This window comes from Niastella sp. sgz303648, from assembly GCF_059587045.1.
The window spans coordinates 398,072-422,951 of the sequence record NZ_JCAPSW010000005.1; the positions used below are offsets into that span (position 1 = coordinate 398,072).

The following is a 24,880-nucleotide window of genomic DNA, read 5'->3' on the forward strand; positions in this document are numbered from 1 at the left end:
GTCGGGTAAAAAATTTACAGGGCAGTTTTTGTAGCTTTCATTTTACGTTGTACCTGTATGGGATACCATACAAAATACCACATAATAAAAGTAAAAGAAGCGGCAAGAATGAAAATACTCAGCCAGCGTGGCATATCGCCATAGGAATACCGGGTAACAAATCCTTCCAGAAAAGCGGCCGTTAATAATATGGGAACCATGGCCACCATTATTTTCAACCCGTCTTTTGCTCCCTGCATCAGCGAATGCAACCGTTTATGCGATCCGGGAAATAAGATGCTGTTGCCAACAATTATGCCTGCTGCGCCCGACAGAATAATGGCCGAAATTTCGAGGGTGCCATGTATCCAGATCACGAGCACAGAATCAAAGCCCAGGTTTTTTGCAAAAAAATAGTATTGAAACGACCCTACCATAACGCCATTGGTAAATAATTCCCAAATACTGCCTAACCCCAGAAAAAATCCCCATACAAAAACCTGGAAGGATATATAAATGTTGTTAAGCGCAATGGAAAAAAACATATTTAACGCGTTGGTATGTTTATACACGCCAAAAGGATCGCCTTTGGCAATATTTTCTTCGGTCATTTCAACATAATTATCACCCAGTACACCCCGTACAAAGGTTTCGTCGTGTGCCGAAGAAAATGCCGCCATAACAGCAAAACCAACAAAAACGAGGAAAGCGATCAATATTTCGCGATGATGTTTGCGAACGGTCAGCGGTAATTCTGTTTTCCAGAACCGACCGATGCGCGAGGTTTCCTCCCTTTTGTTGCGATAAATATTCAGGTAAATGCGCGATGCAAGATCGTTCAGATACTGGGTAACTTTGCTATGCGGGTAAAATGTTTTCGAATACCCCAGATCATTAACAAGTTCAGTAAACTGTTGAGCCATTTCATCAGGGTCGGTGGTGTTTTCATATTGGTACTTTTTCCACTTATCAATATTTTTCTTTATAAATAGTCCTTCTCTCACTCAGACGTATTTTTATTGTTTCAAATCTAAATATTCAGGGCCAAATTATTTTGGTAAATAAATATAATGGTTAAAATTTACACGTTATAACGTATATTATACAATAATCTTGTTGTATAGGCAGAAATTGCGGGTATAACGCATTATTATTAAACAATATAGTTACAAGTTACAGGTTTCAGGTCGCAGGGAAAACCCGGGCCGGTTAACTTGTAACCTGAAACTTGAAACCTGTAACCTGAAACTTTCAGAATGCTATTAGTAAAATTAGATACCGGTTTTAATATTGAAGTGGAATTTGCCCTCAGTCCCTTTCACCGCCGCTTTTTTGCCTGGGTAATTGACCTCGTGATTCAGCTGGCCTACCTGTGGATGGGATCAAAACTGCTGGATGCGCTGACTGATTTTTCGTGGAATGGCGATATGTGGCCGGTAATATTGTTTTTACTTCCTTTTATCAGTTATCACCTGCTGTCGGAGATTATCATGAACGGCCAAAGTGTTGGCAAAATGGCCATGAGTATAAAAGTTATGACGCTGCAGGGCGGACAACCTTCGTTAAGTCAATACCTCATTCGCTGGCTGTTTCGCATTATTGATTTTCCGGTGTTGCTGTTTTTAGGTATCCTGGGCGGGTCTATGCAGTGGTGGATGATTTTGTTTGTATTTGCCGGGTTGATCAGTACCATCGTTACAGCGAAATCGCAACGCGTGGGCGATCTGGTAGCCGGCACTATCTTAATCGACCTAAAGAACCGCACCTCATGGCAGGATACGGTTTTTACCGAGGTAGAATCTACTTATCAGCCCAAATATCCGCAGGTAATGCAATTGAGCGACCGCGATATCAATACCCTCAAGAATATTATCGAAACGGTAAAAAAACGAAACGATTACGACCTGTCGCTCAAAATCGCCGACCGCATTAAATCGAAGCTCAAAATGCAAAGCGATCAGGATTCACTTGAGTTTTTACAAACACTGCTGAAGGATTATAATTATTACGCTACGAATTAAGTGAATGGTGAATGGTCAATGGTCAATGGTGAATGGATTGCCGCGATTGAATCTTTGCTTATTACCTTCTGCCTATTGCCTATTGACTACTGCCTTTTGATAATTATCTCACCAACGATGCTCCCACTACTAATGCAACAATCGCCAGCAAACAAAACGACAAAAACACGATGGTTAAAATGCCTACAAACTTGAAGCAGGATTTAAGATTACTGAATGCAGTATTCAAATTTGTTTGATCGTTATTGGCCAGGGCCACCTGCATTTTGCCTGCGAAATTGAACAGGTACAAACAGGGAAAAAAGTATAATAAAGCAATTACAATATAATAAATAGAAATAAAAACACCGCCCATACCCATGGCGCTCCCTACAGCATCGTTACTACCGCCCAGTCGCGAAAAGGTCGCCATTAATGTGCCGGCAAACAGGGCGGCAACGATCATTAATCCGCATAGCACAAACCCTACGATCGACAAAAACCTACCCCATTTGGCGGTTTCGCTTAAGAAGCTGATACTTTGCTGATCGATTTGCAATTCAAATAAATGCTGATCGGTGTTAACGGATTCATTTTTGTAAGTTTCCATGAATTGTTGGTTTTATGGTAAGATACAATTAATCGTATTTCCAGCCTCACCCTATTTTTTGAAGCAAAAGATATTGACCATATCCACCTATCAGGGTAAATATTAAATGTATTACCAACAAAATTGCTGCTGTGAAGCTGTTCCGGAAAAGCCATTTAAACGACTCATTAAAAAGATCGGCCTGCTGCAATTCAATACCTTTTTTACAAAGTCTGCTGAAATAATAATAAAAATAAACCTGAATGCAACCTAAAACAGTTGAAACAGCCAGATAAACGGGAATGATCTTCGCTTCAGTAAATGAAAGCCAGCTTCCCAATGCGTCTACTTCATAATGATTAGATATCCGGTATCTGAATACGCTACAGATCAGAAGAATAATTGAAAGCAATATGCTTAAAATAAATACCCATCGCATTAACCTGCCCACACGTAATAACCAGCCGGCACCCTGTGGCGAAAGTGTAATTTCAAACAGATCGGTATCGGGTAATTGGTTCATTCCCGAAAAATATAACAATAGCAGCAATAAAGCAATGGGAGAAAAATGTTGCAGGTTACAAGGTAACCCTCCATTACGAAAGCCCCTGTAACCTGCAACCTGTAACCTGAAACAATTTATTAATATGCCTGTGCAAACAGTACCCGTTGTTTGGCCGGTTTGCCCGAGAAAACGCACACACCGTCTTCCTGCTTATTGTTCAGCGGAATGCAACGGATGGTGGCTTTGGTTTTTTCTTTGATCGCTTCTTCGGTTTCGGGTGTGCCATCCCAGAAGGCAGAAATAAAACCCGTTTTTTCATTGAGCGTTTTTACAAACTCATCCCAGCTGTTCACTTCGGTTATATGCTCATCGCGATAGGCCAGCGCCTTGTTGTAAATAGATTGCTGAATATCGGCCAGTAACTGAACGATGCGCTCAGGCAAGCCATCCATTGATACGCTTTGCTTTTCTTTGGTATCACGACGGGCCAGTTCAACCGTATTGTTTTCGAGGTCGCGCATACCGATGGCCATTCGAACAGGAACGCCTTTCAGTTCATATTCGGCAAATTTCCAGCCGGGACGTGCATTATCATTATCATCATATTTTACCCGAACGCCTAACGCCTTCAGCTCTTTCACCAGTTCCTTCGCTTTTACATCTATTTTGGCTTTTTGTTCTTCGCCTTTATAAATAGGAACGATCACCACCTGGTGCGGAGCAATCCGGGGCGGCAGTATCAGACCATCATCATCACTATGCGCCATTACCAGTGCGCCGATAAGGCGGGTGCTCATACCCCAGCTGGTGGCCCATACATAATCGAGCTTGTTTTCTTTATCGGAAAACTTTACATCGAATGCTTTGGCAAAATTCTGACCCAGAAAATGCGAAGTACCGGCCTGCAGCGCTTTGCCGTCCTGCATCAGGGCTTCAATGCAATAGGTATCTACTGCACCGGCAAAACGTTCGCTTTCGGTTTTCACTCCTTTAATAACCGGTAAGGCCATCCAGTTCTCAACAAAATCGGCATATACGTTCAGCATCTGAACCGTTTCATCAACCGCTTCTTTGGCGGTGGCGTGTGCGGTATGACCTTCCTGCCACAAAAATTCGGCTGTACGCAAAAACAAACGGGTACGCATTTCCCAGCGCACAACGTTCGCCCACTGGTTAATGAGCAAAGGCAGATCGCGGTAAGACTGGATCCAGTTTTTGTAAGTGTTCCAGATGATCGCTTCACTGGTTGGACGAACCACCAGTTCTTCTTCGAGCTTTGCTTCGGGGTCAACCATCAGGCCACCTTTTCGTGAAGGATCGGATTTTAACCGGTAATGCGTTACTACAGCACACTCCTTGGCAAATCCTTCGGCATTTTTTTCTTCGGCTTCGAACAAACTTTTAGGCACGAACAGCGGAAAATAAGCATTCACGTGCCCGGTATCTTTAAACATTTTATCGAGCGCATCGCGCATATTTTCCCACAGGGCAAATCCGTAGGGTTTAATAACCATACAACCCCTTACGGCCGAATAATCGGCCAGTTCGCCTTTAATTACCAAATCGTTATACCATTGCGAATAGTCTGCGCTTCGGCTGGTGATCTCTTTGCTCATGTATATGTATTTTATAGTCCGAAAGTCCGGAAGTCAGTAAAGTCAGAAAGATGACTTATATAATTCTTTCTTCATATTACAATTCCGGCCTGTTTTAAGATGCGGATATTATAGTCCGAAAGTCAGGAAGTCAGTAAAGTCCGAAAGAATTTTGCTGAGAATGTATCTTTCTTTCGGACTTTCGGTCTTTCCGACTTTCGGACTTTTCCGACTTTAAAGCGCTTCTGTCCTCATTATCAACCGGTTCATCGATAAACTTTAACAATCGCCTTGCAACAAATTCTTATACGCGCCTGTCTTTTTATCGTAACTTTAATTCGGAAAAACGCAAAAGTAGCACTTCACACTGTAAAACGTTAAAACCATTACTATGAGGCTCCCAAATATACTCCCTGCAGTTTTGGCGATCGTTGCCTTATCCGGTTGTTCGGTATATCGTTCAGGCCAAACCCCTGATGATGTATATTATTCACCCGGCCGCTCTGAAGATTCCTACGTAACGGTAAATCAAGACAACCGTCGTAGCTATGGGCGCAATGATTCCTATTATACCAATCCCGATGATAATTACCTGCGCATGCGGGTAAGCAACCGTTACCGCTGGAGCAGCTTCGACGACTACGCTTATATGAACGACTGGCAGTACAATGGCGGTTATAATGGATATTATAGTCCTTATTCATCGTTCTATAGTCCATATTCACCGTATTCATTTTACAGCCCCTATGGGTTTAATTCATACTGGAGCAACTATTATTACTGGAACAGCTATTACAATCCGTATTGCCCCGGTATTATAGTGGTAAGCCCCAAAAACAACCCGGTGGTGTATAATACTGTTCGCAATTTTAATATGAGCAGTTATACCAATAACACCTATAACAACAAAAACTCAGTCAACAGAGTGATGTACGGAACAGCGCCAGGCGCCCGTTACAGCAATACAAACAGCAACAGCAATAACAACGGTTTGGGTGGTTCGCTTCGCAGAGTATTTTCGAACAGCAATAACGGAAGTTATTATAACCCATCGTCTTCATCCTCATCATATACGCCTTCTTCACCTGTGAGAACGTATTCGCCCTCTTCGTCATCGTCGGGCGGCAGCTATTCACCCGGCGCACGCAGCAGCAGCGGTGGAAGCAGTGGCGGCAGCAGCGGTGGTGGTAGCAGACCAAGCAGAGGCGGGCATTAATGCAAATTCAAACTCATTTATATATTGCTATAACCTTAATAAGCAGTTGGTCACGGCCGGATAGGCGCCAACTGCTTATTTGAATATTGTTGTGTATAATACGAAATGATGAAAAACACCTTTTTAATCGCTTTTATATTACTAACTGGTCAACAGGCAATGACCCAGTTACCCGAAGATGCACTTCGTATGAGCTGGAACGCGCCATCAGGCTCTGCACGTCAGCAGGCTATCGGAGGCGCCATGGGTTCGCTGGGTGGAGAAATTACTTCGATGTTCGTAAACCCTGCCGGCTTAGGTTTTTTTAAAGTAAGTGAAATAGTGCTTACACCGGGCTTAAGCCTGGCGAAAAGCAACAGCAATTACCGCGAAACAGATGCAATGAGCGACAGGCTGACCCGCTTTAATATGAACGCATCAGGATTTGTTGTTGCCTCCAATGATCCCGGCAGTAAATGGACAAGCAAGGCTTTCAGCATTGCCGTTAACCGGATGGCCAATTTTAATAACACCATCTATTATAAGGGAAGTAACGATTACAGCTCCTACTCCGAAGCTTTTTCAGAAGAATTTTCACGTTCAGGACTATCGATTGACGAAGTAAGAAACAGTTCTTTATCGATGGGCACCAAAATGGCTATTTATACTTACCTCATCGATACTGCCACTGTTAACGGACAATTACAGGTAGTTGGCCGGCCCGAATACCTGAATTCGGTTAACCAGGAAAATAAAGTCACTACCCGCGGCGGCATTACCGAAGTAGCGATCGGCTTTGCATCGAACATGGAAGATAAATTGTACATCGGCGGAAGTATCGGCGTGCCCATTGTAAGCTATGAAAGAAGCACAACCTTTATTGAATCAGACCCCGATAAAAGCACCAATAACAATTTTGGGTTTTCGCGTTTTGAAGAAAAATACATTTCACGGGGAGCCGGCCTGAATGCCAAACTGGGCGTGATATTTAAACCGGCGCAAACGATGCGTTTTGGTATTGCCATACATACTCCTACCATATACGGACTGAAAGATAAAATAAGTGGCAAAATGGTTACGGATGTAGAAAAGCTATTCGGCCCCAATGATCCCGGTGTAGACAGCGTTACCTCGGACTATTATTACGGCAGTCAGGGCGCCATTTATAAATATGATCTGGTAACGCCCTGGAAATTTTTAGTAAGCGGTGCATTTGTTTTTAGCGAGGTGGAAGATGTTACCAAACAACGAGGTTTTATAACAGCCGATATTGAATATGTTACTTACGGATCATCGCGTTTCAGCCCTGCCGAACAAGGTGATGATGAAACCTATTTCAACAATGTAAACAAAGCCGTAAAAGCAGCTTACAAAGGCGCATTTAATTTTCGTGTAGGCGGCGAGCTGAAGTTTAATACGCTTATGACACGACTGGGATTCGCTTATTATGGCAACCCATACGAAGATGCTGCCCTAAAAGCAAAAAAAGTGAATGTGAGCGGCGGGCTTGGGTATCGCAACAAAGGCATCTTTATCGACCTCACCTATGTGCGTAGCCTTATTACAGATACAAACTTTCCGTATCGCTTAAGCGACAAAGCCAACACCTTTGCCAATGTAAAAAGTAAAGCCGGAAGTATATTGCTTACTATCGGATTTAAAATATAGGCTAAGAGTTAACTTGTTAACCAGTTGACAAGTTAACAAGTTAACAGGTTAACAAGTCAACAAGTCAACTAATTAACTTGTCAACTTATAAACCTTAGCTCAAAAAATAAACCCCGGCCTGTTGGACCGGGGTTCCTGCTTAAAGGTTGCAATCGTTACCTTTTAACCCTTCACAGTTTTCATGGGCTTGTTCTACGGATTATGTTACGGACAAATGAAAAACGGACAATTCGAAACGGACAAAAATTTAACTGACTACGGATCAACTGTAATAACGATTGCATTGTAAAAATGCCAATAAACTACCACAGATAAAAGCTAATTACCGGCTATTGTTCCCTGGTATTAGCAAAACTTAGCATTGGTTAGGTAAAAATGCTTACCGTTATCAGTAATAAACTACCGGAAAAACACCAAAGGCATTAGAGCCTCTCGTTGTGCCGGCGAGGCCTTATTTTCCGGTTTTATCAGGAAAACCAGCGTTGTTGTTAGCAGATGTTCCAACAGTATGCGGCAACTCAACAGGCGCGTTGTTCCACTGGTCGTTGTAGTAAGCAACGTTGTTAATATTAACGCCGGATGCGTTTTTACATTTTATCACAAATTCATTGTTGCTGGGCCGAACCATTTTTACGTTCGATATGATGGCGCCGATCACATCATCTAAAAATACCGCATACCGGCTGTCGCGGTTTTCATAATTAAAGGAGCTTTCTTTAATGGTAAGCCCTGTTACATGCCGCGCCCACAAGCCGTATGAGGGCTGCACTTTGAGATTGGCCGCATTGTATTGGCCCACTCCTAATTCGGGCGGTGCCGCGGCTGTGTCTGACAAATTATTACCGCCTTTTACCAGCACATGCACATCGTTGAATTCAATATTTTTGATATAACCGGTATGTTTACCGTTGGGCAATGTAAAATCAAGGCCGCCTTTTACATCTGCAGCGGCGGGCAAACTATAACCTGCAACAATAGGTGTTGCTCTTCGCTGTTTGCCGTCATAAGGCGCCCATCTTTTACCATTGAACGAACTGCCTGCATATACTTCATACACATCTATGCCATTGAGTATAATATTTTCAACCTGCCCAATGTTTACGTTTTTCACCAGCAGCTCATTGTGGTTTTCGCCATTATCGGTAAATGCATACTTACCGGCATCGGCGCCAATGATTCGTCCGCGGTTTGAGATAGAAATAAAAAAGGGAGCAAACGTGCGGTACATTTTCGATCGCGAATGTAGTGATCCTGTATGTCCGCAGTTCAGGTGAATGTTCTTTACAGATCCGCCATCATTGGTAGAAATAGAAAAGCCGGCTTTGTTTGAGCCCAGTACAAAAATATTGTCCACGCAAATATCCATGATGTCGTCGGCCGTTTCGGAACCAATCTGAAACAAATTGCAATTGGTATCGCCAATGATGTTGCGCACTTTATAATCAGCAGCAGGTCGTGTAAAGCCCAGCGAACAATCAGAACCTGGTTTTACAATATCATCGGAACTTACTTTTGAATAGATATTGGTAACCGTAACATGGTTACAGGCCATAAAATCATATATATCACGTACGCTGGAATTGCTTTTCCATGCAAAATACGTGTTGTGCACGTTGATATGATCGGTACCGGTGGCCAGCAAAACAAAATGACCGGCGCGATCGATATGCAGCATGTTACAGGTATCGAAATCTTTTGAACCGTCTTTCTTTATATAATACGGCTGATCTTTATCAGCATCATACCAAAGATCGTCTTCCCGGTAAATACCCCCTATTTCAATATTGGTGCATAGTTTAAAAGTGAACATTTTATCGGCCCGGTTGTCGGGCGTATTGTTCATTACACCATCACCGGTAACAAGGTTGCCACCGCCAGTTATGTATCCGTTGCCGATGATCTTAATATTATCCTGCCGTTCGGCAAAGAACATGGTGTTCCTGAAATAGTGATGACCAACATCCTGTTTGGTTAAATAGTTTTCCGGATCAGCATAGGGCCCGGCATCGGTTGGTGATAATCCCGAACGATATTTTTTATCACTGAACCAGGTTGCATCAGGAGCATCGGCGCCTTTGATCGCCTTAATAACTGCGTCTTTATCTACATACAGGTATACATTGCTTTTTAAATGAACGGTGCGAACTGAGTAAATGCCTTTACCGAACAACAGCGTGCCTCCTCCTAACCCGGTTATATATTCGATAGCTTCGTTGACTTCGCGGGTATAATCTTTACTGCTGTCGCCGGTTACGCCGAAACTTTTGATATCGATTTTTCCTGAATAGAATTGCGCCGTATTCGAAAAGCCTTTATGTGTTCCGTCTTTAATCAGCAGTTTGAAAGTATACAGTTTATCAGATTGCAACCCACTAACGGTAACTGTTGCATTTTTTGTGTCGATAGCAGCCGGTGCAGATTTCCAGGTTTTGCCTTTGTCGGTTGATTGCTGTAACTGAATGCCTGCAGCTGGTATAGCGCCCCAGGTAAAGCGGGCCGTTGTATAGGTAGCCGGCGATTCCCTGTATTGCATCGCCTTTTCAGCAATTCGTTCAAAATCTGATATTGCCTGCGTAACTGAAAGCTTTGTTGTTTCTGCGCCTATGCCTGCACTCGTCAGTACTTTGGGTTGCGATGTGGTATAGGTAGCATTAATAAGATAATCGCCCTTCTTTGCCAGCCTTACTTTGCCGATCACTATTTTCAGATCGGCGCCATTGGCGGGTCGCAGATCAAGGTGACGAAAGGTAAGTACCGAACCACCATTAGCTGCTTTAGTAATAGCAACCTCTCCCACCCTTGTATAAGAATATTTAGAGCCTGTTCGTCCGATTGATTGAGTGGCGAGGTCTTTCAGCGCCACATCGCCCCGGCCGATAACATTTACAGTGGTATTATCCATGGTAACGTTAATGCCCGTGGGCAGGTTAATCGTAACCGTTGCATCGGGACTACGCTGACCTGCGGTAAAATACAGTACGAGGTCTTTTTCGGTATCGGCCGTAATATGAGGTTGTTGTATGGTAAGTGCACCGCTTACAGCCATGGGCTTAACAAGCAGCTGATATGTTTTCGAAACTTTGCCATTTTGTGTTGTTACGATCAAACGATCGCCTGAAACAATTTCGCCGTCGTTTTTCAGGTTCCCTTCCTTATCGGTGATTTTATATTGTTGGACCGTTCCGTTTTTTGAAGTGATCTGTTGCAGCATTTGCTGCACACCGGTTTTTATTGAAAACAGTCCCTGGTCTTCGGGTATATCAACGGTAAACCGGTAAGTACTGCCGTTAATAACAACCACTGTATCTTTTATTATACCGCCGATATGCGTTGCATTGGGCGACGGTTGAATTTCGGTAGTAAATGAGGTTGGTTTTTGGGCTACTGTATTTATTGTAATACACAGAAGGCAGGCAATAACCGGCAGCATTGTTTTTTGCAGTGAGATCATAGTAAAATGTGAATCGTGAAACGGCAAATGCGAATCGGCTCCCTGGAATTATTGGGATGGCAATCCGCCCATTAAAAGTAAATGCTTTTGATAAAGGAATATTAAGATTTGTTGGCATTTAATGCATTGATATTTGCATTGATAGATTGCTGAAAAACCTCTGGAAAACTGAATGCACCCTCCCAAACCTTATTTTCATACATCAATGGTTAGAAAATAACCTTGCTCTGACATTAAAAAGTTGATCAATATTAAGAAAGGGGCAATAATTATTATTTAGAGCTTTTAATATTCAAATCATGCCTTAAATTAGCAAAATCGGCTATATGATATTGTAAGGAAATTATTGTAATGACGAAGTATGAAAGATATGAACTGTTGTTTTCTTCGAACGATGCGCTTGAATTTAGATTTAACAGTATTGGGCCCAAAGGAGAGATAGCAATAGTTGTGCAATTTAATAAAACTGATTCCGGTATATATAATTTATCTTTTGGAACTCTATTAGAAGATGGTAGTATTGACGATTGTATAAGAAATGGGAATCATGACAGAAATAAAGTTTTAGCCACAGTTGCCGGTTCTGTTTTTGAATTTACTTCCAGATATCCTGGAATACTTGTTGGCTTCATCGGCAGTACACCGGCCCGAACAAGGTTATACCGGATGGCTTTAACACTTAACTTTAATGAATTAAGTGTTGATTTTGAGATATTTGGAATAAATACAGGCAAATTTGCTTTTTTGGTAGAAAAATTTGAAAAAGGAAAAGAATATTATGGATTTCTTATTAAAAGAAAAAATATTTAAATTTGAATTATGAAGCCAAAGAAAAAATTAAAAGGCGCCGAAGCTTTAGGCATTAAAGTTATAAGGGATAAATCCCTTGATAAACTTTCAGGAAAGGTATTGTTTCCTGAAAAGCTGGCAATTGCCAATAAGGTATTTGCCAATTTAAAATGGGTATAAAAATTACATTATTAAGTATATAAAATGAAGCCGCCATTACAAGGTGGCTTCATTTTTTAAGATTGGTCTATTAGCACATAAGATTGCCACGCCATTTTACACCTCCCTCCCAATCTCCCAATGCAATCCAAAAGGATCAACCAGTCGACCGAGTCTCCATCCATGCGCTTCGGTAACCGGAAATATTTCTTTAGCTCCTGTCTGTAATGCCTGTTCAAAGAACATTTCCGGATCAGTCACTGTAAGTATCATTCGAACAGAGTTGCCGCCCAGTATCGGGGGTTCGATATTATCATCTGCCGCTTCACCACTAACCCAAAATGCTGCGCCATTAACCGATAACTTTACTACCAGGCCGCCATCAGGCGCATCAAGCCGGTAAGTTTCAATGGCGCCAAAAGCTTCTTTGTAAAATTTAACGGCTTTTGCAGCGTTGGTGACCGATAGCCAGGGCGCTATGGATACCGGGATTGAGTTTTGTGTTTTGTTGGTTTCATTATCCGGCATAAAACAAATTTTTTAATATTATTCACCGCCCCGGCGCCGATGCACTGGCCAATAGTAAGCACCGCGCTATTCCACCGGAAACGGCCCCTCTGAAAATGTTTCGGTATGATATCCTTTGGCGCCTATTTCAAGGGCGAGAGTACTGCGGATATCATCACCGGCTTTTAAACGTTCAAGTATATGCCTGAAATCGTACTGCGGCTGCCAGCCCAACTCGTTGCGGGCCCGTTCGTTTACATAAACCCGGTCGATCGACGGTAACATTTTCCAGCCCAGATTTTCATATATCTCTGCATATGCGGGTATATGATGTTGTACCACTTCGGGCGTATTCACGCGCAATTGCCACAGGTCGGCCTTTGAAAATGGCGTAGTAGCACTGATTATATAAGTGCCAAAACCAATGGCGTGGGCGCGTTCGGCAGCAGCAAGGTGCGCGGTTACAGCATCGGCAATTTCAACCCGGCGAAAAAGAAATTCGTTTGCCTTTAAATTCATATCGGCATAAATGTGCCGCATTTTTTTATTGTCATCTTCTTCAGGGAAAAAACGCGAGGTCCTGAGCACGATACAGGCCAATCCGTGATTCCGATAATACAACTGACAAAGATTTTCCGCCGCCGCTTTGGTAACACCATAAATATTTTTCGGTACCGGTACCACATCTTCGGTAATCCAGGCAGCAGGTGCGCCTACAGGTGGTATTAATGCATCGCCAAAAACGCTGGTGGTGCTGGTAAAAATAAATGATTCAACACCTGCGGCAACTGCTTCCTGCAACAAATTAAGCGTACCGGTGATATTCGTGTCAACAAATAACTGCTGACTATGGGTAACCACATGCGGTTTATGTAATGTGGCTGAATGAAAAACTATTTTAACGCCCTGCATGCATTGCTTTACAAATGCGCGATCGGTTATGGAACCGGTGTATGTAGTAAAGGGAGATGGCAAAATATCTACCCCTACCACTTCGTAATTAAGGTTTTGTAATGTACGAACCAGTGCTTCACCCAAATGCCCTGCGCTTCCTGTTACCAGTACTTTCATAGTTAAGTGTTTACGACTTACGTTTGAAATTTTATTTACTACTCGTCTTTTACATATTTTAAAACATTCTTTTTATACGCGTTCAGATCTTCGAGGGTTGATATTTCTTCAAAGCGGTACGATTGTCCGTTAGCCATTTGTCGAACAAGCGCCACTACTTCGCCGCCCACTACCGCGCTTTGCGCCTTTCGAAAAATGGCATCGAGCGACTGTTTGTCGTTAAGCATTTGAAATTCTTCTATCTGTGCAACATAAATGATGTATTCCGCCATGCCATGAAAAAATTTGTACGAAGATATTTAGTAAAGTTCTAAATTTTTAGTTCTAAGTTTTAAGTTAGAAAACCCTGAAATCTTTTGAATAATTGCATAATCACAACGAATTATTAACCTTGCAGGTTCGCTATTTTTGCCAACCCGGGTCAGAAGACACCGGGCTATACGAAAATTATTTTTTCTCATGACACAAATCGTGGTAACCGACGGCTATACTTTAAATCCCGGCGATCTAAGCTGGAATCAAATTGAATCGTTGGGCAAACTCACAATATACGAACGCACACCTGCCGGTATGATCATTGACAGATGCCGCGATGCAGCTATTGTAATCACCAATAAAGTTTCCCTTGATGCAACAGCACTGGCACAGCTGCCCCGCTTAAAGATGATCAGTGTAACGGCCACCGGGTACAATGTGATCGATGTGCAGGCGGCCCGCGAAAAAGGTATCGCGGTAAGCAATGTTCCGGCCTACGGTACGGCCTCCGTGGCGCAGCACACTTTTGCCTTGATACTTGAATTAACTAACCACGTGGGTCTGCATGCTGCTTCGGTGGCCAATGGCGACTGGGTCAAAGCGCCCGACTGGTGCTATCAAAAAGCATCCATCTCCGAACTGGCCGGAAAAACGTTGGGCATTGTTGGCTGGGGAAATATCGGTCAGCAAACCGCCCGTATAGCGCAGGCATTCGGTATGCAGGTATTGTATTATAATCCTTCTCCCAAACCAGGGGCGTTTGCCACCTGGGCCGATCTGCCAATGCTGTTCGCCCAAAGCGACATCGTTTCTTTACACTGTCCGCTAAAACCCGATAATGCGGCATTCGTGAATAACGACCTGTTACAGCTGATGAAACAGTCTGCTTATCTCATCAATACATCCCGCGGACAACTGATCAATGAAGCCCATCTGGCCGATGCTCTGAACAATACCCGGATAGCCGGAGCAGCGCTCGACGTGCTATCTACAGAACCGCCAATACCTGATAACCCGTTGCTTACAGCTCTCAATTGCATTATTACTCCACATAATGCCTGGCTCAGCAAAGAGGCCCGGCAGCGGGTGATGGATGTGACGGCGCAAAACATTGAGGCTTTTTTGAGTGGTAAACCGGTAAATGTAGTGAGCAATAAACAATAGTTACAGGTTACAGGTTGCAAGGTCTGGGGAGTAAGGTTCCCGAAACTGAGGGAACCAGGAAGCATCCATTGAAACCAATGACCAGGAATAAAGCCCTGAAACCTGGAACTTGCGACCTGCAACCTGAATTTCAACGTCTCAAAACTTACAACGCAGAACTCAGAACTGAGAAAAGGTAAAAGTCTTATCTTCGCTCAACTTTTTGAGAATGAAGATTCTAATACAACAGGTCACAATTACTGACCCATCATCCCCTTTTAACGGTACAAAGCAGGATATCCTTATTGAATCAGGAATAATCAGGGATATTCAGCCTTCTATTTCAATTGAAGCCGATAAAACCATCTCAGGCAACCGGTTACATTTGTCGCCCGGCTGGGTCGATGTATTTGCGCATTTTGCCGACCCCGGTTATGAGTATAAAGAAACCCTGGAGTCGGGCTCACGGGCAGCGGCCGCAGGCGGTTATACCGATGTGTTTGTGATCCCCAATACCAAACCGGTGATCGACAGTAAATCGCAGGCTGAATATATCAGTCAAAAATCGAAAACGCTGCCGGTAACCATTCACCCCATCGGGGCCATTTCAAAGGGCGCCGAAGGTAAAGACCTGGCCGAAATGTACGACATGCGCGCCAGCGGAGCCGTGGCTTTCAGCGATGGATTGAACCCTGTTCAGTCGGCCGGCATTTTGCTCAAAGCGCTGCAGTATGTAAAAGCTTTTGAAGGAACCATCATACAAATACCCGACGATAAAAGTGTAGGCTCAGGCGGATTGATGCATGAGGGTATTATCTCAACCCGTTTGGGCTTGCCCGGCAAACCCATGATGGCCGAAGAGCTGCAGGTGGCCAGAGATATTAAACTGGTTCGTTATGCCGATTCGAAACTACATTTTACCGGCGTAACTTCGCCTAAATCGATCGAATACATTCGTCGCGCCAAAGCGGCGGGTTTGGCTGTAACCTGTTCGGTTACCCCCTATCACCTGTTCTTTACCGACGAAGATCTGATGCAATACGATACCAATCTGAAAGTATATCCTCCCCTGCGAACTATAAGCGATGTTGAAATATTACGCGAAGCCGTTATGGATGGCACTATCGACTGCATTGCATCGCACCACCTTCCGCATGAATACGACAGCAAAGTGCTTGAATTTGAGTATGCCAAATACGGTATGACCGGCCTCGAAACAAGCTATGCCGCCATAAAAACGGTGTTGCCTGCGCTGACCGAAAGCCGCTGGGTTGAACTGGTAAGCGTTAATCCGCGTAAAATATTCGGTTTGCCATACCCGGTTATTCAAAAAGATGCACCGGCCTGTATTACCGTTTTTGAACCCGGCGTACCGGTGAACATTACGGCAGCCGGCTTCCGCTCCAAATCAAAGAATTCGGCTTTCACCGGCAAAACCCTGCAGGGAAGCGTTAAAGGCATAATCAATAAACAAACCTTAATTCTAAACTAATACCATTTTGTATGACCATTGAATCATCCTCTAAAAAAAATTCAGAGGTTCTATATGGACTTATCAACGCAGGTGTAGCCATTGTATTTACAGTAATTCTATATCTGGGTGGTGCAAAAATGTTCGTGAGCCCGATTGCTTATTTGGGTATGGCATTGCCAATTATTGTATGTGTTATAGGCAGTATACAGATAAGAAAACAACAGGGCGGTTTCCTCGAATTTTCAGAGGCTTTAAAAGTTACTTTTACGATACTGGTAATCGGGTCCCTGATCGCTACTTTATTTCAATACATTTTGTTTAATTATATCGATGTGCCCTTCAGGGAGGCGCTTGCCCAGGTAACGGCCGAAAAAGCAGAACAACTGATGCGAAGGTTCGGAGCGTCGGAAGAGCAGATCGACAAAGCTGTACAAGATACCTTAAACCGCAACAATTACACCATTGGAAAACTGCTCCTGGGATTTGGAATTGGTTGCATTGGATGGTTCATTGTTTCCTTAATAGTATCGGCGATCATCAAAAGAAAAAGACCGCCGTTTGAAAATTCATTTAACCAATAAACTATGGATATTTCCATTGTAGTGCCATTATTGAATGAAGAAGAATCGCTTCCTGAATTGTGTGCATGGATTGAACGCGTGGTTGCAGCCAATAATTTCTCCTACGAGATCATACTTATTGATGATGGCAGCGACGACGGTTCATGGTACGTTATTGAACAGTTGCGCTCGAACAATCCTAATATAAAAGGTATCCGCTTTCAACGTAATTACGGTAAATCAGCTGCTTTGAATGAAGGCTTTAAAGCAGCATTGGGCAATGTGGTAATAACCATGGATGCCGATTTGCAGGATAGCCCCGATGAAATTCCCGGATTACGCAAAATGATCGTTGAAGAAGGGTTCGACCTCGTGAGCGGCTGGAAAAAGAAGCGGTACGATAATACGCTCACGAAAAATATTCCATCGAAATTCTTTAACTGGGCCACCCGGCGCATATCAAAAATTCATTTACACGATTTTAACTGCGGATTGAAAGCCTATAAACAGAAAGTAATTAAAAGTATTGAAGTGTATGGCGAAATGCATCGCTATATACCGGTACTGGCAAAATGGGCGGGATTTAAAAAGATCGGTGAAAAAGTAGTTGAGCACCGCAAACGCAAATACGGCACCACCAAATTCGGCTGGGAACGTTTTGTAAATGGCTTTCTCGACCTCGCTTCCATCACCTTCGTTGGCAAATACGGCAAAAGGCCCATGCACTTTTTTGGTTTATTGGGCACCTTATTTATGATGGCTGGTTTTGCCATGGTATTGTACCTGGGCATTTCAAAGTTCATAGAACCTGAAAATGCCATTACCAACCGGCCGGTGTTTTATATTTCATTAACGGCCATGATCATTGGTACGCTGTTGTTCATCGCCGGATTTTTGGGTGAATTGATATCGCGTAATTCGCCGGGAAGAAATCATTACCTGATCGAGAAGAAACTGGGTATTAGTGATAAATAAACCGCTCAAATATGCTATATCATGCTGCATGGTGTTAATTTTTGCATGGCCTGCGGCGGCGTAGTAAGCACGACACCTATCATAAAATGTTCTGGAAATAATGGCCAAAAAAATCGTCATTTTAGGTCCCGGCCATCCTTATCGCGGAGGAGGCATTACCACCTTCAATCACCGCCTGTGTAAGCAGTTTAGTGATGAGGGGCACGAATGCTGCATCTATTCATTTTCCCTGTTATATCCCCGGTTTATGTTTCCGGGCACATCGCCCTATACCAATGAACCGGCGCCGGAGAATATCGAAATTTATTCGGTGATCAATTCCATGTATCCGGTAAACTGGCTGCAGGTAGGCAATGCATTGAAAAGAATAAAGCCCGATATTATTGTGGTGCGTTACTGGTTGCCGTTGATCGGCCCTGCGCTGGGTACCATTTTACGATGGGCGCGCAAAAACAAACATACACGCATTGTTGCTATTACCGACAATGTAATTCCACATGAAAAGCGGCCGGGTGATGAACTATTCACCCGTTACTTTCTCAAAAGCTGCGATGCGTTTATAACCATGAGCGAAAAAGTGATGAACGATCTTCGCCAATTCGAAAAAACCAAACCGGCAAAACTTATACCGCATCCTTTGTACGATAATTTTGGTGAACCCGTATCAAAAGATGAAGCGCGAAAAAAATTAAACATTAACAGTAACGATAATATCCTGCTGTTCTTCGGTTTCATTCGTAAATATAAAGGGCTTGATATTTTGCTGGAGGCCATGAAATTATTGAACGACATGCCCGAAGCGAAACCACAAACTATAAAATTGCTTGTGGCGGGTGAATTTTATGAAGATGCAAAGGTTTATCAGGAACAAATAAAGCGACTGGGTATACAGGATAGTCTGATACTGAAAACAGATTTTATTCCTGACGAAGAAGTAAAATATTACCTGTGCGCAGCAGATGGCGTAATACAACCCTACCGCAACGCTACCCAAAGCGGCGTTACGCCCTTAGCTTATCATTTCGAAAAACCGATGATCGTAACCAATGTTGGCAGCCTGCCAACCCTTGTACCACATGAAAAAGTTGGCCTGGTTTGCGAGCCCGAACCAGCCTCTCTGGCTACCGCCATTCACCGCTATTTTGAACTTGGAGAACAATTTTTTATACCGCATCTTCGCATCGAAAAACAAAAATATTCGTGGCATAGCCTGGTTGATGCCATATTAACTCTTTAAATGATGGTTTGATTGTTGAATTGTTTGATGGTTGGGAGGCTGAGTAACTGAGAGATTCACAATCATCGAACCGGTTTATTTTAGAAGATTAAATTATTAAAAAGCCGGAAGCCGGAAAAATTGGTATAAACCGAGGGGTCGCAACAATCAAACAATCAAACCATCAAGCAATCTAACAAATGATCTACCGAAGTAAAGCTCCCTTACGTATTGGTTTAGCTGGTGGCGGTACTGATGTTAGTCCGTATAGCGACCTGTACGGTGGCGCCATTTTGAATGCTACCGTATCATTATTTGCCTATGCCAATATTGAACCTTTAACCGAAAACGCCATTATAATACAGGCGATGGACAGGCAGGAGGAGCAGCGGTTTGAATGGAACCATGAATTACCCATCGATGGTAACCTCGATTTGCTGAAAGGCGTTTACAACCGTATTCACAAACAATATGGCATGCCTGCTACCGGTTTTAAATTATCAACCTTTGTTGATGCGCCGGCAGGTTCGGGATTGGGCACCTCTTCAACCCTTGTGGTGGCTATTGTAGGCGCTTTTGCCGAAATGCTACGCTTACCGCTGGGTGAATATGATATTGCCCATCTGGCTTATGAAATTGAACGCGACGATCTGAAAATGGCAGGTGGTAAGCAGGACCAGTACGCAGCCACTTTTGGCGGAGTAAATTATATGGAGTTTTATGGCGACAAAGTGATTGTAAACCCGTTACGAATAAAGCAGCAATATTTATTTGAGCTCGAAAACAACCTGGTGTTATATTATACGGCTACCAGCCGCGAATCGGCAAAGATCATTGAAAAGCAAAGCCAGAATGTGGTAACGAAACAGGAAAAATCAATCGATGCCATGCACCAGTTAAAACTGCAGGCACAGTTAATGAAAGAAGCGCTACTAAAGGGCCGTCTGCATGAAATTGGCGAGATACTTGATTTTGGTTTTCAGCATAAAAAACAAATGGCCGAAGGCATCAGCAATTCGCTGGTGGATGAAATTTATGAAGCCGCCAAAAAAAGCGGCGCCACCGGTGGTAAAATTTCAGGCGCCGGCGGCGGCGGTTTTATGACGTTCTATTGCCCCGCTAATAGCAAGTACAAGGTTATTGAAGCCTTATCGCAGTTTGGCGGTTATGTAAAACCTTACCAGTTTGTTGATCACGGATTAACAACATGGACGATTTAAAACCAATGTGCCAATGAGCCAATGAGCCAATATGCTAATGTGCTAATGAACCTACTTTTCAAATTGCACTATCAACATTATCAAATTAGCACATTATCAAATTATCACATTTACTAATTAATTTCTATGAATAACAAGATCACCGATATTATCAAAGCCTCGATCAGTACCAAGGAAAGCATTTTAAAAGATCCGGTGTTATTGGGAACCATCGATCAGTTGACAACGGTTATCACAGCAGCCTTACAAAAGGGTAACCGCGTATATTTTTGTGGCAACGGAGGCAGTGCAGCAGACGCCCAGCACCTCGCAGCAGAATTTTCAGGACGTTTTTATACCGATCGCGATGCACTACCTGCCGAGGCACTCCATTGCAATACTTCGTATTTAACCGCCGTAGCCAACGATTACAGCTACGATGTGGTGTATGCCCGCTTAATAAAAGGCATCGGTCTCAAAGGCGATGTGCTGGTAGGTTTATCAACCTCGGGCAATTCGGCCAATATTGTAAAAGCCTTTGAAACTGCCCGTGAAAAAGGCATCATCACCGTTGGTTTTACCGGTGAGGCAGGTGGCAAAATGAAACCGCTGAGCGATTACCTCGTAAATGTTCCTTCGAAAGATACTCCCCGCATACAGGAAAGCCATATTATGCTGGGACATATTATATGTCAGCTGGTAGAAGAGCAATATTTTAATTCATAGTTACAAGTTCCAGGTTACAGGTTTCAGGGAAACCCTATTGTAACATGTAACCTGTAACTTGAAACCTGCAACTGTTGTTAGAATTTATAATGCTTCTTTCTTTTTTAAACTATGCTAATGAGAGAGTGCATAATTCTTGCCGGGGGCCTGGGAACCCGCTTACGCAGCGCAGTACCCGATTTGCCCAAGTGCATGGCGCCGGTGGCAGGCAGGCCCTTTTTGTCGTATGTGATCGATCATTGCCAACGCGAAGGCATTGATAAATTTATTTTTTCGCTGGGATATAAACACGAGGTGATAGAAGCATTTCTTGATAAGGAATATGCATCTGTTGATAAACAATATGTGATCGAAAAAGAACCACTGGGCACCGGCGGCGCCATTCAACTCGCCTGCCGGCAGGCAACCGAAAAAAATGTGCTGATATTAAATGGCGATACCTTGTTCTCAATAAAAGTAGCTGCGCTGGCTGATTTTCATCACCGGCACAATGCGCATTGTACGCTGGCGTTAAAACCCATGCAGCATTTCGACCGGTACGGTGTGGTGGAACTGAATGCAAACGGTGCTGTAAAAAGTTTTAAAGAAAAACAGTTTTACGAAAGCGGACTCATCAACGGCGGCATTTACGCATTGAACACAGCTGCCTTTTTACAGGAACAGCTGCCCGCGAAATTCTCATTCGAAAAAGACTATCTTGAAAAATTCTATACCCAACGCCCCATGTATGGTGTTGTGCAGGATGAATATTTTATAGATATCGGTATTCCTGAAGATTTTGAAAAAGCAAATAAAGAATTGTCAGATTGTTAAATTGTTTGATTGTTTTCGTTTCACCATTAACCCTGTTTATTGATATTCAACAACTCAAAATTTCAGGTTCCGGCAATCAAACCATTAAACAATGAAACCATCAAACAAAGATGTTAAACCTAAATAAAATAGACAAGTCCTGGACACTATTCCTTGACCGTGACGGTGTTATCAATCACGAGAAGTACAAGGATTATGTATACTTCTACCATGAGTTTGTTTTTTATGATGGGGTGCCCGAAGCATTAAAAATACTGGCCGAAAAATTCGGACCGGTGATCATCACCACCAATCAGCGGGGCGTAGGGCGGGGATTAATGACAGAAGCCGACTTGCTGGATATTCATACCAACATGATCAGCGATATTGAAGCAGCCGGCGGACGCATCGACGAAATTTATTACTGCGTTGCCGATGACCCCTCCGATCCCTATCGCAAACCCAATCCCGGAATGATCTTTAAGGCCAAACAGGATTTTCCGGCCATCGACCTGAACAAATCACTGATCGTAGGCAACAATATGAGTGATATGGCATTTGGCCGCAATGCCGGTATTCATACCGTTTTTGTAAAAACAACCAATCCCGAACAACCTCTTCCCCACCCGGCTATTGATCTGGCTTTTAATTCATTACCCGATTTTGCAAAAGCTTTGCAACAGGTATAAAATTTTATCAACCCTTTCACGTTCCTGAAGGGAATGACGGTAGCCATCTTTGTAACTTTACCCGTTTTCGGTGAAGTCAAAAAAGGCAATGAGGCAACAAGAGCAACACATTTGACCATTTTACCTATAATGCATCTATGAATTGTAATCATAAATATTTTATCGCCGGTTGGTTATTGCTCATCAGCATACTGGTTATATCACCTGTTTTTGCGCAAAAGATCCCTGCAGCCGACAGAAAGGAATTACTGAAAAAAGAAGATTCCTTAAAAAAGTTATCAGCCAATATGGTGTTCAGCGAGCAGGCTTCAGACCGTTTCAGGAGCGACAGTAATTTTACCCGCACTTTTGTACGGGCATTGAAAGTAAAGAACTCGTTTTATTTTCCATTCGATTCGTTGAATATCTCCCGGCTGTATGCACCCGACAGCACGTTTCGCATTTTCACCTGGCAATTAAAAAAAGATGAATATGTGTACCTGCAAAAAGGCGCCATTCAAATGAATACTCCCGATGGCTCTTTAAAGCTGTTTCCGCTGTTCGATTATTCGATGTTTACGGCCAAAGTGCTCGATTCGGTTCGTACCAACAGAACATGGATAGGCGCCATCTATTACCGCATCATTGAAAAAGAATACAACGGTCAGAAATATTATACCCTGTTGGGTTTTGATGACTTCAGCATCAGCAGCAATAAAAAATGGCTCGAAGTATTGCACTTTAACGAAAACGGCGAACCGCTGTTTGGCGGCCCGGTGGTTTCGTTTAAAGAAGATTCAGTAAAAAAACCGGTACAGTACAGGTTCAATATTGAATATAAAAAAGAGGCCAAAACATTTTTCAATTACGATCCCGAAAAAGACATCATCGTTTTCGACCACCTCATTTCTGAAAGCAATGAGCCCGAAAGAAAATCGACTTATATTCCTGATGGTGATTTTGAAGCCTTCAAATGGCAGAACGGCCAGTGGGTGCATGTGGAGCGGCTCGAGTTCGATCTGAAGCTGAAAGACGGAGATTTCCCCAAAGAATCTACCATTCTCGACGATGCGGGCAATGCCAATGAAAAACAACTCGAAGAAGCCTCCCGCCGAAACATGGAAAAAGAACAGGGCGGCACAACCCCAAAGAAAAGCACTCCGCCTAAGAAGAAAGGGTAGAAAATATTAAATATCGAATAATAAATATTAAATTATGAATGTCGAAGTAAAGGCTCCTCGACATTCATAATTCGTCATTCGATATTCGTTATTTTTGGCAAATGTCGAAGTGTTTTTACTTCGACATTCATTATTCATCATTCGATATTCAATATTTTTAAATGCCTCCAGGTTGCTTCTTCTCCTGCTTTAAATTCTTCAGCGAAGGATCCATTTGAATGGCCTTTTCGCACAACTGTTCGCCTTTTTCTTTCTCCCCTTTCTTTTGATACGACAAGCCGATCATATACAATGCATTGGCATTTTGTTTATCGGTCTGTAATATTTTATCCCAGTAGTCGATCGCTTCCTGATATTTTCCGGTTTGATAATAGGCATCGGCAATGTTGTATAACAACTCCTGGTCTGCCGGCTTTTTTTTCAGCACTTCCTGCATCAGCACAATTCCTTTTTCGTAATTTTTCAGGTTAAGATATGCGTTGGCCAGGTTTTCGAGATAATCGTTACTGCGCGGATAGCCTTTGGCGCCTGCTTTTTCTAACCAGTAAATGGCCTTTTTATCGTCGGGGATGGCATAATACACCAGGCCCGCTTCATACATCCAGTTCACTTTGCTGCTGTCAAGGGCTATGGCCTGCTCGTAGCATCCTGCCGCTTTTTTGTAATTGCTCATCTCAACCAAACTTCTGGCGGCGATATAAGGCGTTTCAGGGCGTGTAGGATCATCTTTAAAAGCCAGTTCGCAGTATTTGATGCACTCCCCGTAATTCTCCAGCTCGTAATTACTTTTGGCAATGATGTAATTGGCCGATTTACCAATCTTTGCTTCCTGCATTTTCTTTGCGTAGGTAATGGCATCATTCCATTGACGGGTATTGAGCGACAACATGGCCAGGTTTTCGATCACCGCCGGATTTTTATTATCGGCCTGATAAGCTTTGGTAAACTTATCCTTAGCATCGATATACCGGTTTTGCTCAAACAGGGATTGCCCCCATTCTATCAGCACATTGGTATTGGAGGGTGAAAACTGACTGGCTTTTGCAAAATGTTTTTCGGCTTCATGAAACCGGCGGGCCTGTTTTTCGGCCATGCCTTTTTGATAGTAAAACGTAGCACTATCGGTTTGGGACCATGCAGCAGTGGAAATCAATCCACTCATGATTAATAGGCTCATGTTCTT

General features: G+C 43.1%; 24 protein-coding genes. 15 read left to right on the forward strand and 9 right to left on the reverse strand.

Annotated features, from left to right (window positions below):
• Positions 1-14: 14 nt before the first annotated feature.
• On the reverse strand, positions 15-983 hold the full coding sequence (locus AC59IL_RS17250; RefSeq protein ID WP_496553415.1) for a stage II sporulation protein M: 969 nt from the start codon (positions 981-983) through the stop codon (positions 15-17).
• Between the two features lie 252 nt (positions 984-1,235).
• Between AC59IL_RS17250 and AC59IL_RS17255 the strand changes: the two genes are divergently transcribed.
• On the forward strand, positions 1,236-2,000 hold the full coding sequence (locus tag AC59IL_RS17255; protein ID WP_496553416.1) for an RDD family protein: 765 nt from the start codon (positions 1,236-1,238) through the stop codon (positions 1,998-2,000).
• Positions 2,001-2,103: 103 nt separating this feature from the next.
• Here AC59IL_RS17255 and AC59IL_RS17260 read toward each other — a convergent pair whose 3' ends face one another.
• The 3 genes from AC59IL_RS17260 to proS all read right to left on the reverse strand — a co-directional run bounded on the left by AC59IL_RS17260 (position 2,104) and on the right by proS (position 4,689).
• The gene (locus AC59IL_RS17260) at positions 2,104-2,589 is read right to left on the reverse strand and encodes a DUF5362 family protein (protein WP_496553417.1); all 486 of its coding nucleotides are present in this window, start codon (positions 2,587-2,589) and stop codon (positions 2,104-2,106) included.
• Between the two features lie 46 nt (positions 2,590-2,635).
• Entirely contained in the window at positions 2,636-3,091 is a 456-nt protein-coding gene (locus AC59IL_RS17265; protein WP_496553418.1) for a hypothetical protein, read from the reverse strand.
• A 119-nt stretch (positions 3,092-3,210) separates the two neighbouring features.
• A complete protein-coding gene (proS, locus tag AC59IL_RS17270) occupies positions 3,211-4,689 on the reverse strand; it encodes a proline--tRNA ligase (protein ID WP_496553419.1) in 1,479 nt (492 codons plus the stop codon).
• Positions 4,690-5,059: 370 nt separating this feature from the next.
• Between proS and AC59IL_RS17275 the strand changes: the two genes are divergently transcribed.
• On the forward strand, positions 5,060-5,884 hold the full coding sequence (locus AC59IL_RS17275; protein ID WP_496553420.1) for a hypothetical protein: 825 nt from the start codon (positions 5,060-5,062) through the stop codon (positions 5,882-5,884).
• A gap of 105 nt (positions 5,885-5,989) precedes the next feature.
• Positions 5,990-7,531 carry a hypothetical protein gene (locus AC59IL_RS17280; RefSeq protein ID WP_496553421.1) on the forward strand — a complete coding sequence of 514 codons (1,542 nt, stop codon included), beginning with the start codon at positions 5,990-5,992 and terminating at the stop codon, positions 7,529-7,531.
• Positions 7,532-7,982: 451 nt separating this feature from the next.
• On the opposite strand, the gene AC59IL_RS17285 is transcribed toward AC59IL_RS17280, so the two are convergent.
• A complete protein-coding gene (locus AC59IL_RS17285; RefSeq protein WP_496553422.1) occupies positions 7,983-10,982 on the reverse strand; it encodes an endopygalactorunase in 3,000 nt (999 codons plus the stop codon).
• A 351-nt stretch (positions 10,983-11,333) separates the two neighbouring features.
• Here AC59IL_RS17285 and AC59IL_RS17290 point away from each other — a divergent pair, with 351 nt between their 5' ends.
• Together AC59IL_RS17290 and AC59IL_RS17295 are read left to right on the forward strand one after the other, a co-directional pair.
• Positions 11,334-11,792 (forward strand): DUF6934 family protein, encoded by a 459-nt coding sequence (locus AC59IL_RS17290; protein ID WP_496553423.1) that lies wholly within the window; start codon positions 11,334-11,336, stop codon positions 11,790-11,792.
• A gap of 9 nt (positions 11,793-11,801) precedes the next feature.
• Positions 11,802-11,951 (forward strand): hypothetical protein, encoded by a 150-nt coding sequence (locus tag AC59IL_RS17295; protein WP_496553424.1) that lies wholly within the window; start codon positions 11,802-11,804, stop codon positions 11,949-11,951.
• A 96-nt stretch (positions 11,952-12,047) separates the two neighbouring features.
• On the opposite strand, the gene AC59IL_RS17300 is transcribed toward AC59IL_RS17295, so the two are convergent.
• The 3 genes from AC59IL_RS17300 to AC59IL_RS17310 all read right to left on the reverse strand — a co-directional run bounded on the left by AC59IL_RS17300 (position 12,048) and on the right by AC59IL_RS17310 (position 13,780).
• The gene (locus tag AC59IL_RS17300) at positions 12,048-12,458 is read right to left on the reverse strand and encodes a VOC family protein (RefSeq protein ID WP_496553425.1); all 411 of its coding nucleotides are present in this window, start codon (positions 12,456-12,458) and stop codon (positions 12,048-12,050) included.
• Between the two features lie 66 nt (positions 12,459-12,524).
• On the reverse strand, positions 12,525-13,508 hold the full coding sequence (locus tag AC59IL_RS17305) for an NAD-dependent epimerase/dehydratase family protein (RefSeq protein ID WP_496553426.1): 984 nt from the start codon (positions 13,506-13,508) through the stop codon (positions 12,525-12,527).
• A gap of 38 nt (positions 13,509-13,546) precedes the next feature.
• Entirely contained in the window at positions 13,547-13,780 is a 234-nt protein-coding gene (locus tag AC59IL_RS17310) for a hypothetical protein (protein WP_496553427.1), read from the reverse strand.
• A 187-nt stretch (positions 13,781-13,967) separates the two neighbouring features.
• Between AC59IL_RS17310 and AC59IL_RS17315 the strand changes: the two genes are divergently transcribed.
• The 10 genes from AC59IL_RS17315 to AC59IL_RS17360 all read left to right on the forward strand — a co-directional run bounded on the left by AC59IL_RS17315 (position 13,968) and on the right by AC59IL_RS17360 (position 23,697).
• Complete coding sequence (locus AC59IL_RS17315) at positions 13,968-14,927, forward strand: D-2-hydroxyacid dehydrogenase (RefSeq protein ID WP_496553428.1); 960 nt, start codon at positions 13,968-13,970, stop codon at positions 14,925-14,927.
• 208 nt (positions 14,928-15,135) lie between these two features.
• The gene (locus tag AC59IL_RS17320) at positions 15,136-16,398 is read left to right on the forward strand and encodes a dihydroorotase (protein ID WP_496553429.1); all 1,263 of its coding nucleotides are present in this window, start codon (positions 15,136-15,138) and stop codon (positions 16,396-16,398) included.
• Positions 16,399-16,409: 11 nt separating this feature from the next.
• Positions 16,410-16,961 (forward strand): DUF4199 domain-containing protein, encoded by a 552-nt coding sequence (locus AC59IL_RS17325; RefSeq protein ID WP_496553430.1) that lies wholly within the window; start codon positions 16,410-16,412, stop codon positions 16,959-16,961.
• Between the two features lie 3 nt (positions 16,962-16,964).
• Positions 16,965-17,915, forward strand: coding sequence for a glycosyltransferase family 2 protein (locus AC59IL_RS17330; protein ID WP_496553431.1), 951 nt, complete (start codon positions 16,965-16,967; stop codon positions 17,913-17,915).
• Between the two features lie 100 nt (positions 17,916-18,015).
• Positions 18,016-19,152, forward strand: a complete 1,137-nt coding sequence (locus AC59IL_RS17335) for a glycosyltransferase (RefSeq protein WP_496553432.1) — start codon at positions 18,016-18,018, stop codon at positions 19,150-19,152.
• A 179-nt stretch (positions 19,153-19,331) separates the two neighbouring features.
• Positions 19,332-20,351, forward strand: a complete 1,020-nt coding sequence (locus AC59IL_RS17340; protein WP_496553433.1) for a GHMP family kinase ATP-binding protein — start codon at positions 19,332-19,334, stop codon at positions 20,349-20,351.
• A 126-nt stretch (positions 20,352-20,477) separates the two neighbouring features.
• Positions 20,478-21,056, forward strand: coding sequence for a D-sedoheptulose-7-phosphate isomerase (locus AC59IL_RS17345; protein ID WP_496553434.1), 579 nt, complete (start codon positions 20,478-20,480; stop codon positions 21,054-21,056).
• Positions 21,057-21,173: 117 nt separating this feature from the next.
• Positions 21,174-21,869: a nucleotidyltransferase family protein gene (locus AC59IL_RS17350; RefSeq protein WP_496553435.1), complete on the forward strand. Its 696-nt coding sequence runs from the start codon at positions 21,174-21,176 to the stop codon at positions 21,867-21,869.
• A 110-nt stretch (positions 21,870-21,979) separates the two neighbouring features.
• The gene (locus AC59IL_RS17355; RefSeq protein WP_496553436.1) at positions 21,980-22,537 is read left to right on the forward strand and encodes a D-glycero-alpha-D-manno-heptose-1,7-bisphosphate 7-phosphatase; all 558 of its coding nucleotides are present in this window, start codon (positions 21,980-21,982) and stop codon (positions 22,535-22,537) included.
• A gap of 137 nt (positions 22,538-22,674) precedes the next feature.
• Positions 22,675-23,697 carry a hypothetical protein gene (locus AC59IL_RS17360; RefSeq protein WP_496553437.1) on the forward strand — a complete coding sequence of 341 codons (1,023 nt, stop codon included), beginning with the start codon at positions 22,675-22,677 and terminating at the stop codon, positions 23,695-23,697.
• Between the two features lie 157 nt (positions 23,698-23,854).
• On the opposite strand, the gene AC59IL_RS17365 is transcribed toward AC59IL_RS17360, so the two are convergent.
• Positions 23,855-24,874, reverse strand: coding sequence for a tetratricopeptide repeat protein (locus AC59IL_RS17365; RefSeq protein WP_496553438.1), 1,020 nt, complete (start codon positions 24,872-24,874; stop codon positions 23,855-23,857).
• Positions 24,875-24,880: the final 6 nt, after the last annotated feature.

Coding starts and splice junctions, on each gene's coding strand:
- AC59IL_RS17255 (WP_496553416.1), top strand. CDS start 1,236: ATGCTATTAGTAAAATTAGATACCGGTTTTAATATTGAAGTGGAATTT.
- AC59IL_RS17260 (WP_496553417.1), bottom strand. CDS start 2,589: ATGGAAACTTACAAAAATGAATCCGTTAACACCGATCAGCATTTATTT.
- AC59IL_RS17265 (WP_496553418.1), bottom strand. CDS start 3,091: ATGAACCAATTACCCGATACCGATCTGTTTGAAATTACACTTTCGCCA.
- proS (WP_496553419.1), bottom strand. CDS start 4,689: ATGAGCAAAGAGATCACCAGCCGAAGCGCAGACTATTCGCAATGGTAT.
- AC59IL_RS17275 (WP_496553420.1), top strand. CDS start 5,060: ATGAGGCTCCCAAATATACTCCCTGCAGTTTTGGCGATCGTTGCCTTA.
- AC59IL_RS17280 (WP_496553421.1), top strand. CDS start 5,990: ATGATGAAAAACACCTTTTTAATCGCTTTTATATTACTAACTGGTCAA.
- AC59IL_RS17285 (WP_496553422.1), bottom strand. CDS start 10,982: ATGATCTCACTGCAAAAAACAATGCTGCCGGTTATTGCCTGCCTTCTG.
- AC59IL_RS17290 (WP_496553423.1), top strand. CDS start 11,334: ATGACGAAGTATGAAAGATATGAACTGTTGTTTTCTTCGAACGATGCG.
- AC59IL_RS17295 (WP_496553424.1), top strand. CDS start 11,802: ATGAAGCCAAAGAAAAAATTAAAAGGCGCCGAAGCTTTAGGCATTAAA.
- AC59IL_RS17300 (WP_496553425.1), bottom strand. CDS start 12,458: ATGCCGGATAATGAAACCAACAAAACACAAAACTCAATCCCGGTATCC.
- AC59IL_RS17305 (WP_496553426.1), bottom strand. CDS start 13,508: ATGAAAGTACTGGTAACAGGAAGCGCAGGGCATTTGGGTGAAGCACTG.
- AC59IL_RS17310 (WP_496553427.1), bottom strand. CDS start 13,780: ATGGCGGAATACATCATTTATGTTGCACAGATAGAAGAATTTCAAATG.
- AC59IL_RS17315 (WP_496553428.1), top strand. CDS start 13,968: ATGACACAAATCGTGGTAACCGACGGCTATACTTTAAATCCCGGCGAT.
- AC59IL_RS17320 (WP_496553429.1), top strand. CDS start 15,136: ATGAAGATTCTAATACAACAGGTCACAATTACTGACCCATCATCCCCT.
- AC59IL_RS17325 (WP_496553430.1), top strand. CDS start 16,410: ATGACCATTGAATCATCCTCTAAAAAAAATTCAGAGGTTCTATATGGA.
- AC59IL_RS17330 (WP_496553431.1), top strand. CDS start 16,965: ATGGATATTTCCATTGTAGTGCCATTATTGAATGAAGAAGAATCGCTT.
- AC59IL_RS17335 (WP_496553432.1), top strand. CDS start 18,016: ATGGCCAAAAAAATCGTCATTTTAGGTCCCGGCCATCCTTATCGCGGA.
- AC59IL_RS17340 (WP_496553433.1), top strand. CDS start 19,332: ATGATCTACCGAAGTAAAGCTCCCTTACGTATTGGTTTAGCTGGTGGC.
- AC59IL_RS17345 (WP_496553434.1), top strand. CDS start 20,478: ATGAATAACAAGATCACCGATATTATCAAAGCCTCGATCAGTACCAAG.
- AC59IL_RS17350 (WP_496553435.1), top strand. CDS start 21,174: ATGAGAGAGTGCATAATTCTTGCCGGGGGCCTGGGAACCCGCTTACGC.
- AC59IL_RS17355 (WP_496553436.1), top strand. CDS start 21,980: ATGTTAAACCTAAATAAAATAGACAAGTCCTGGACACTATTCCTTGAC.
- AC59IL_RS17360 (WP_496553437.1), top strand. CDS start 22,675: ATGAATTGTAATCATAAATATTTTATCGCCGGTTGGTTATTGCTCATC.
- AC59IL_RS17365 (WP_496553438.1), bottom strand. CDS start 24,874: ATGAGCCTATTAATCATGAGTGGATTGATTTCCACTGCTGCATGGTCC.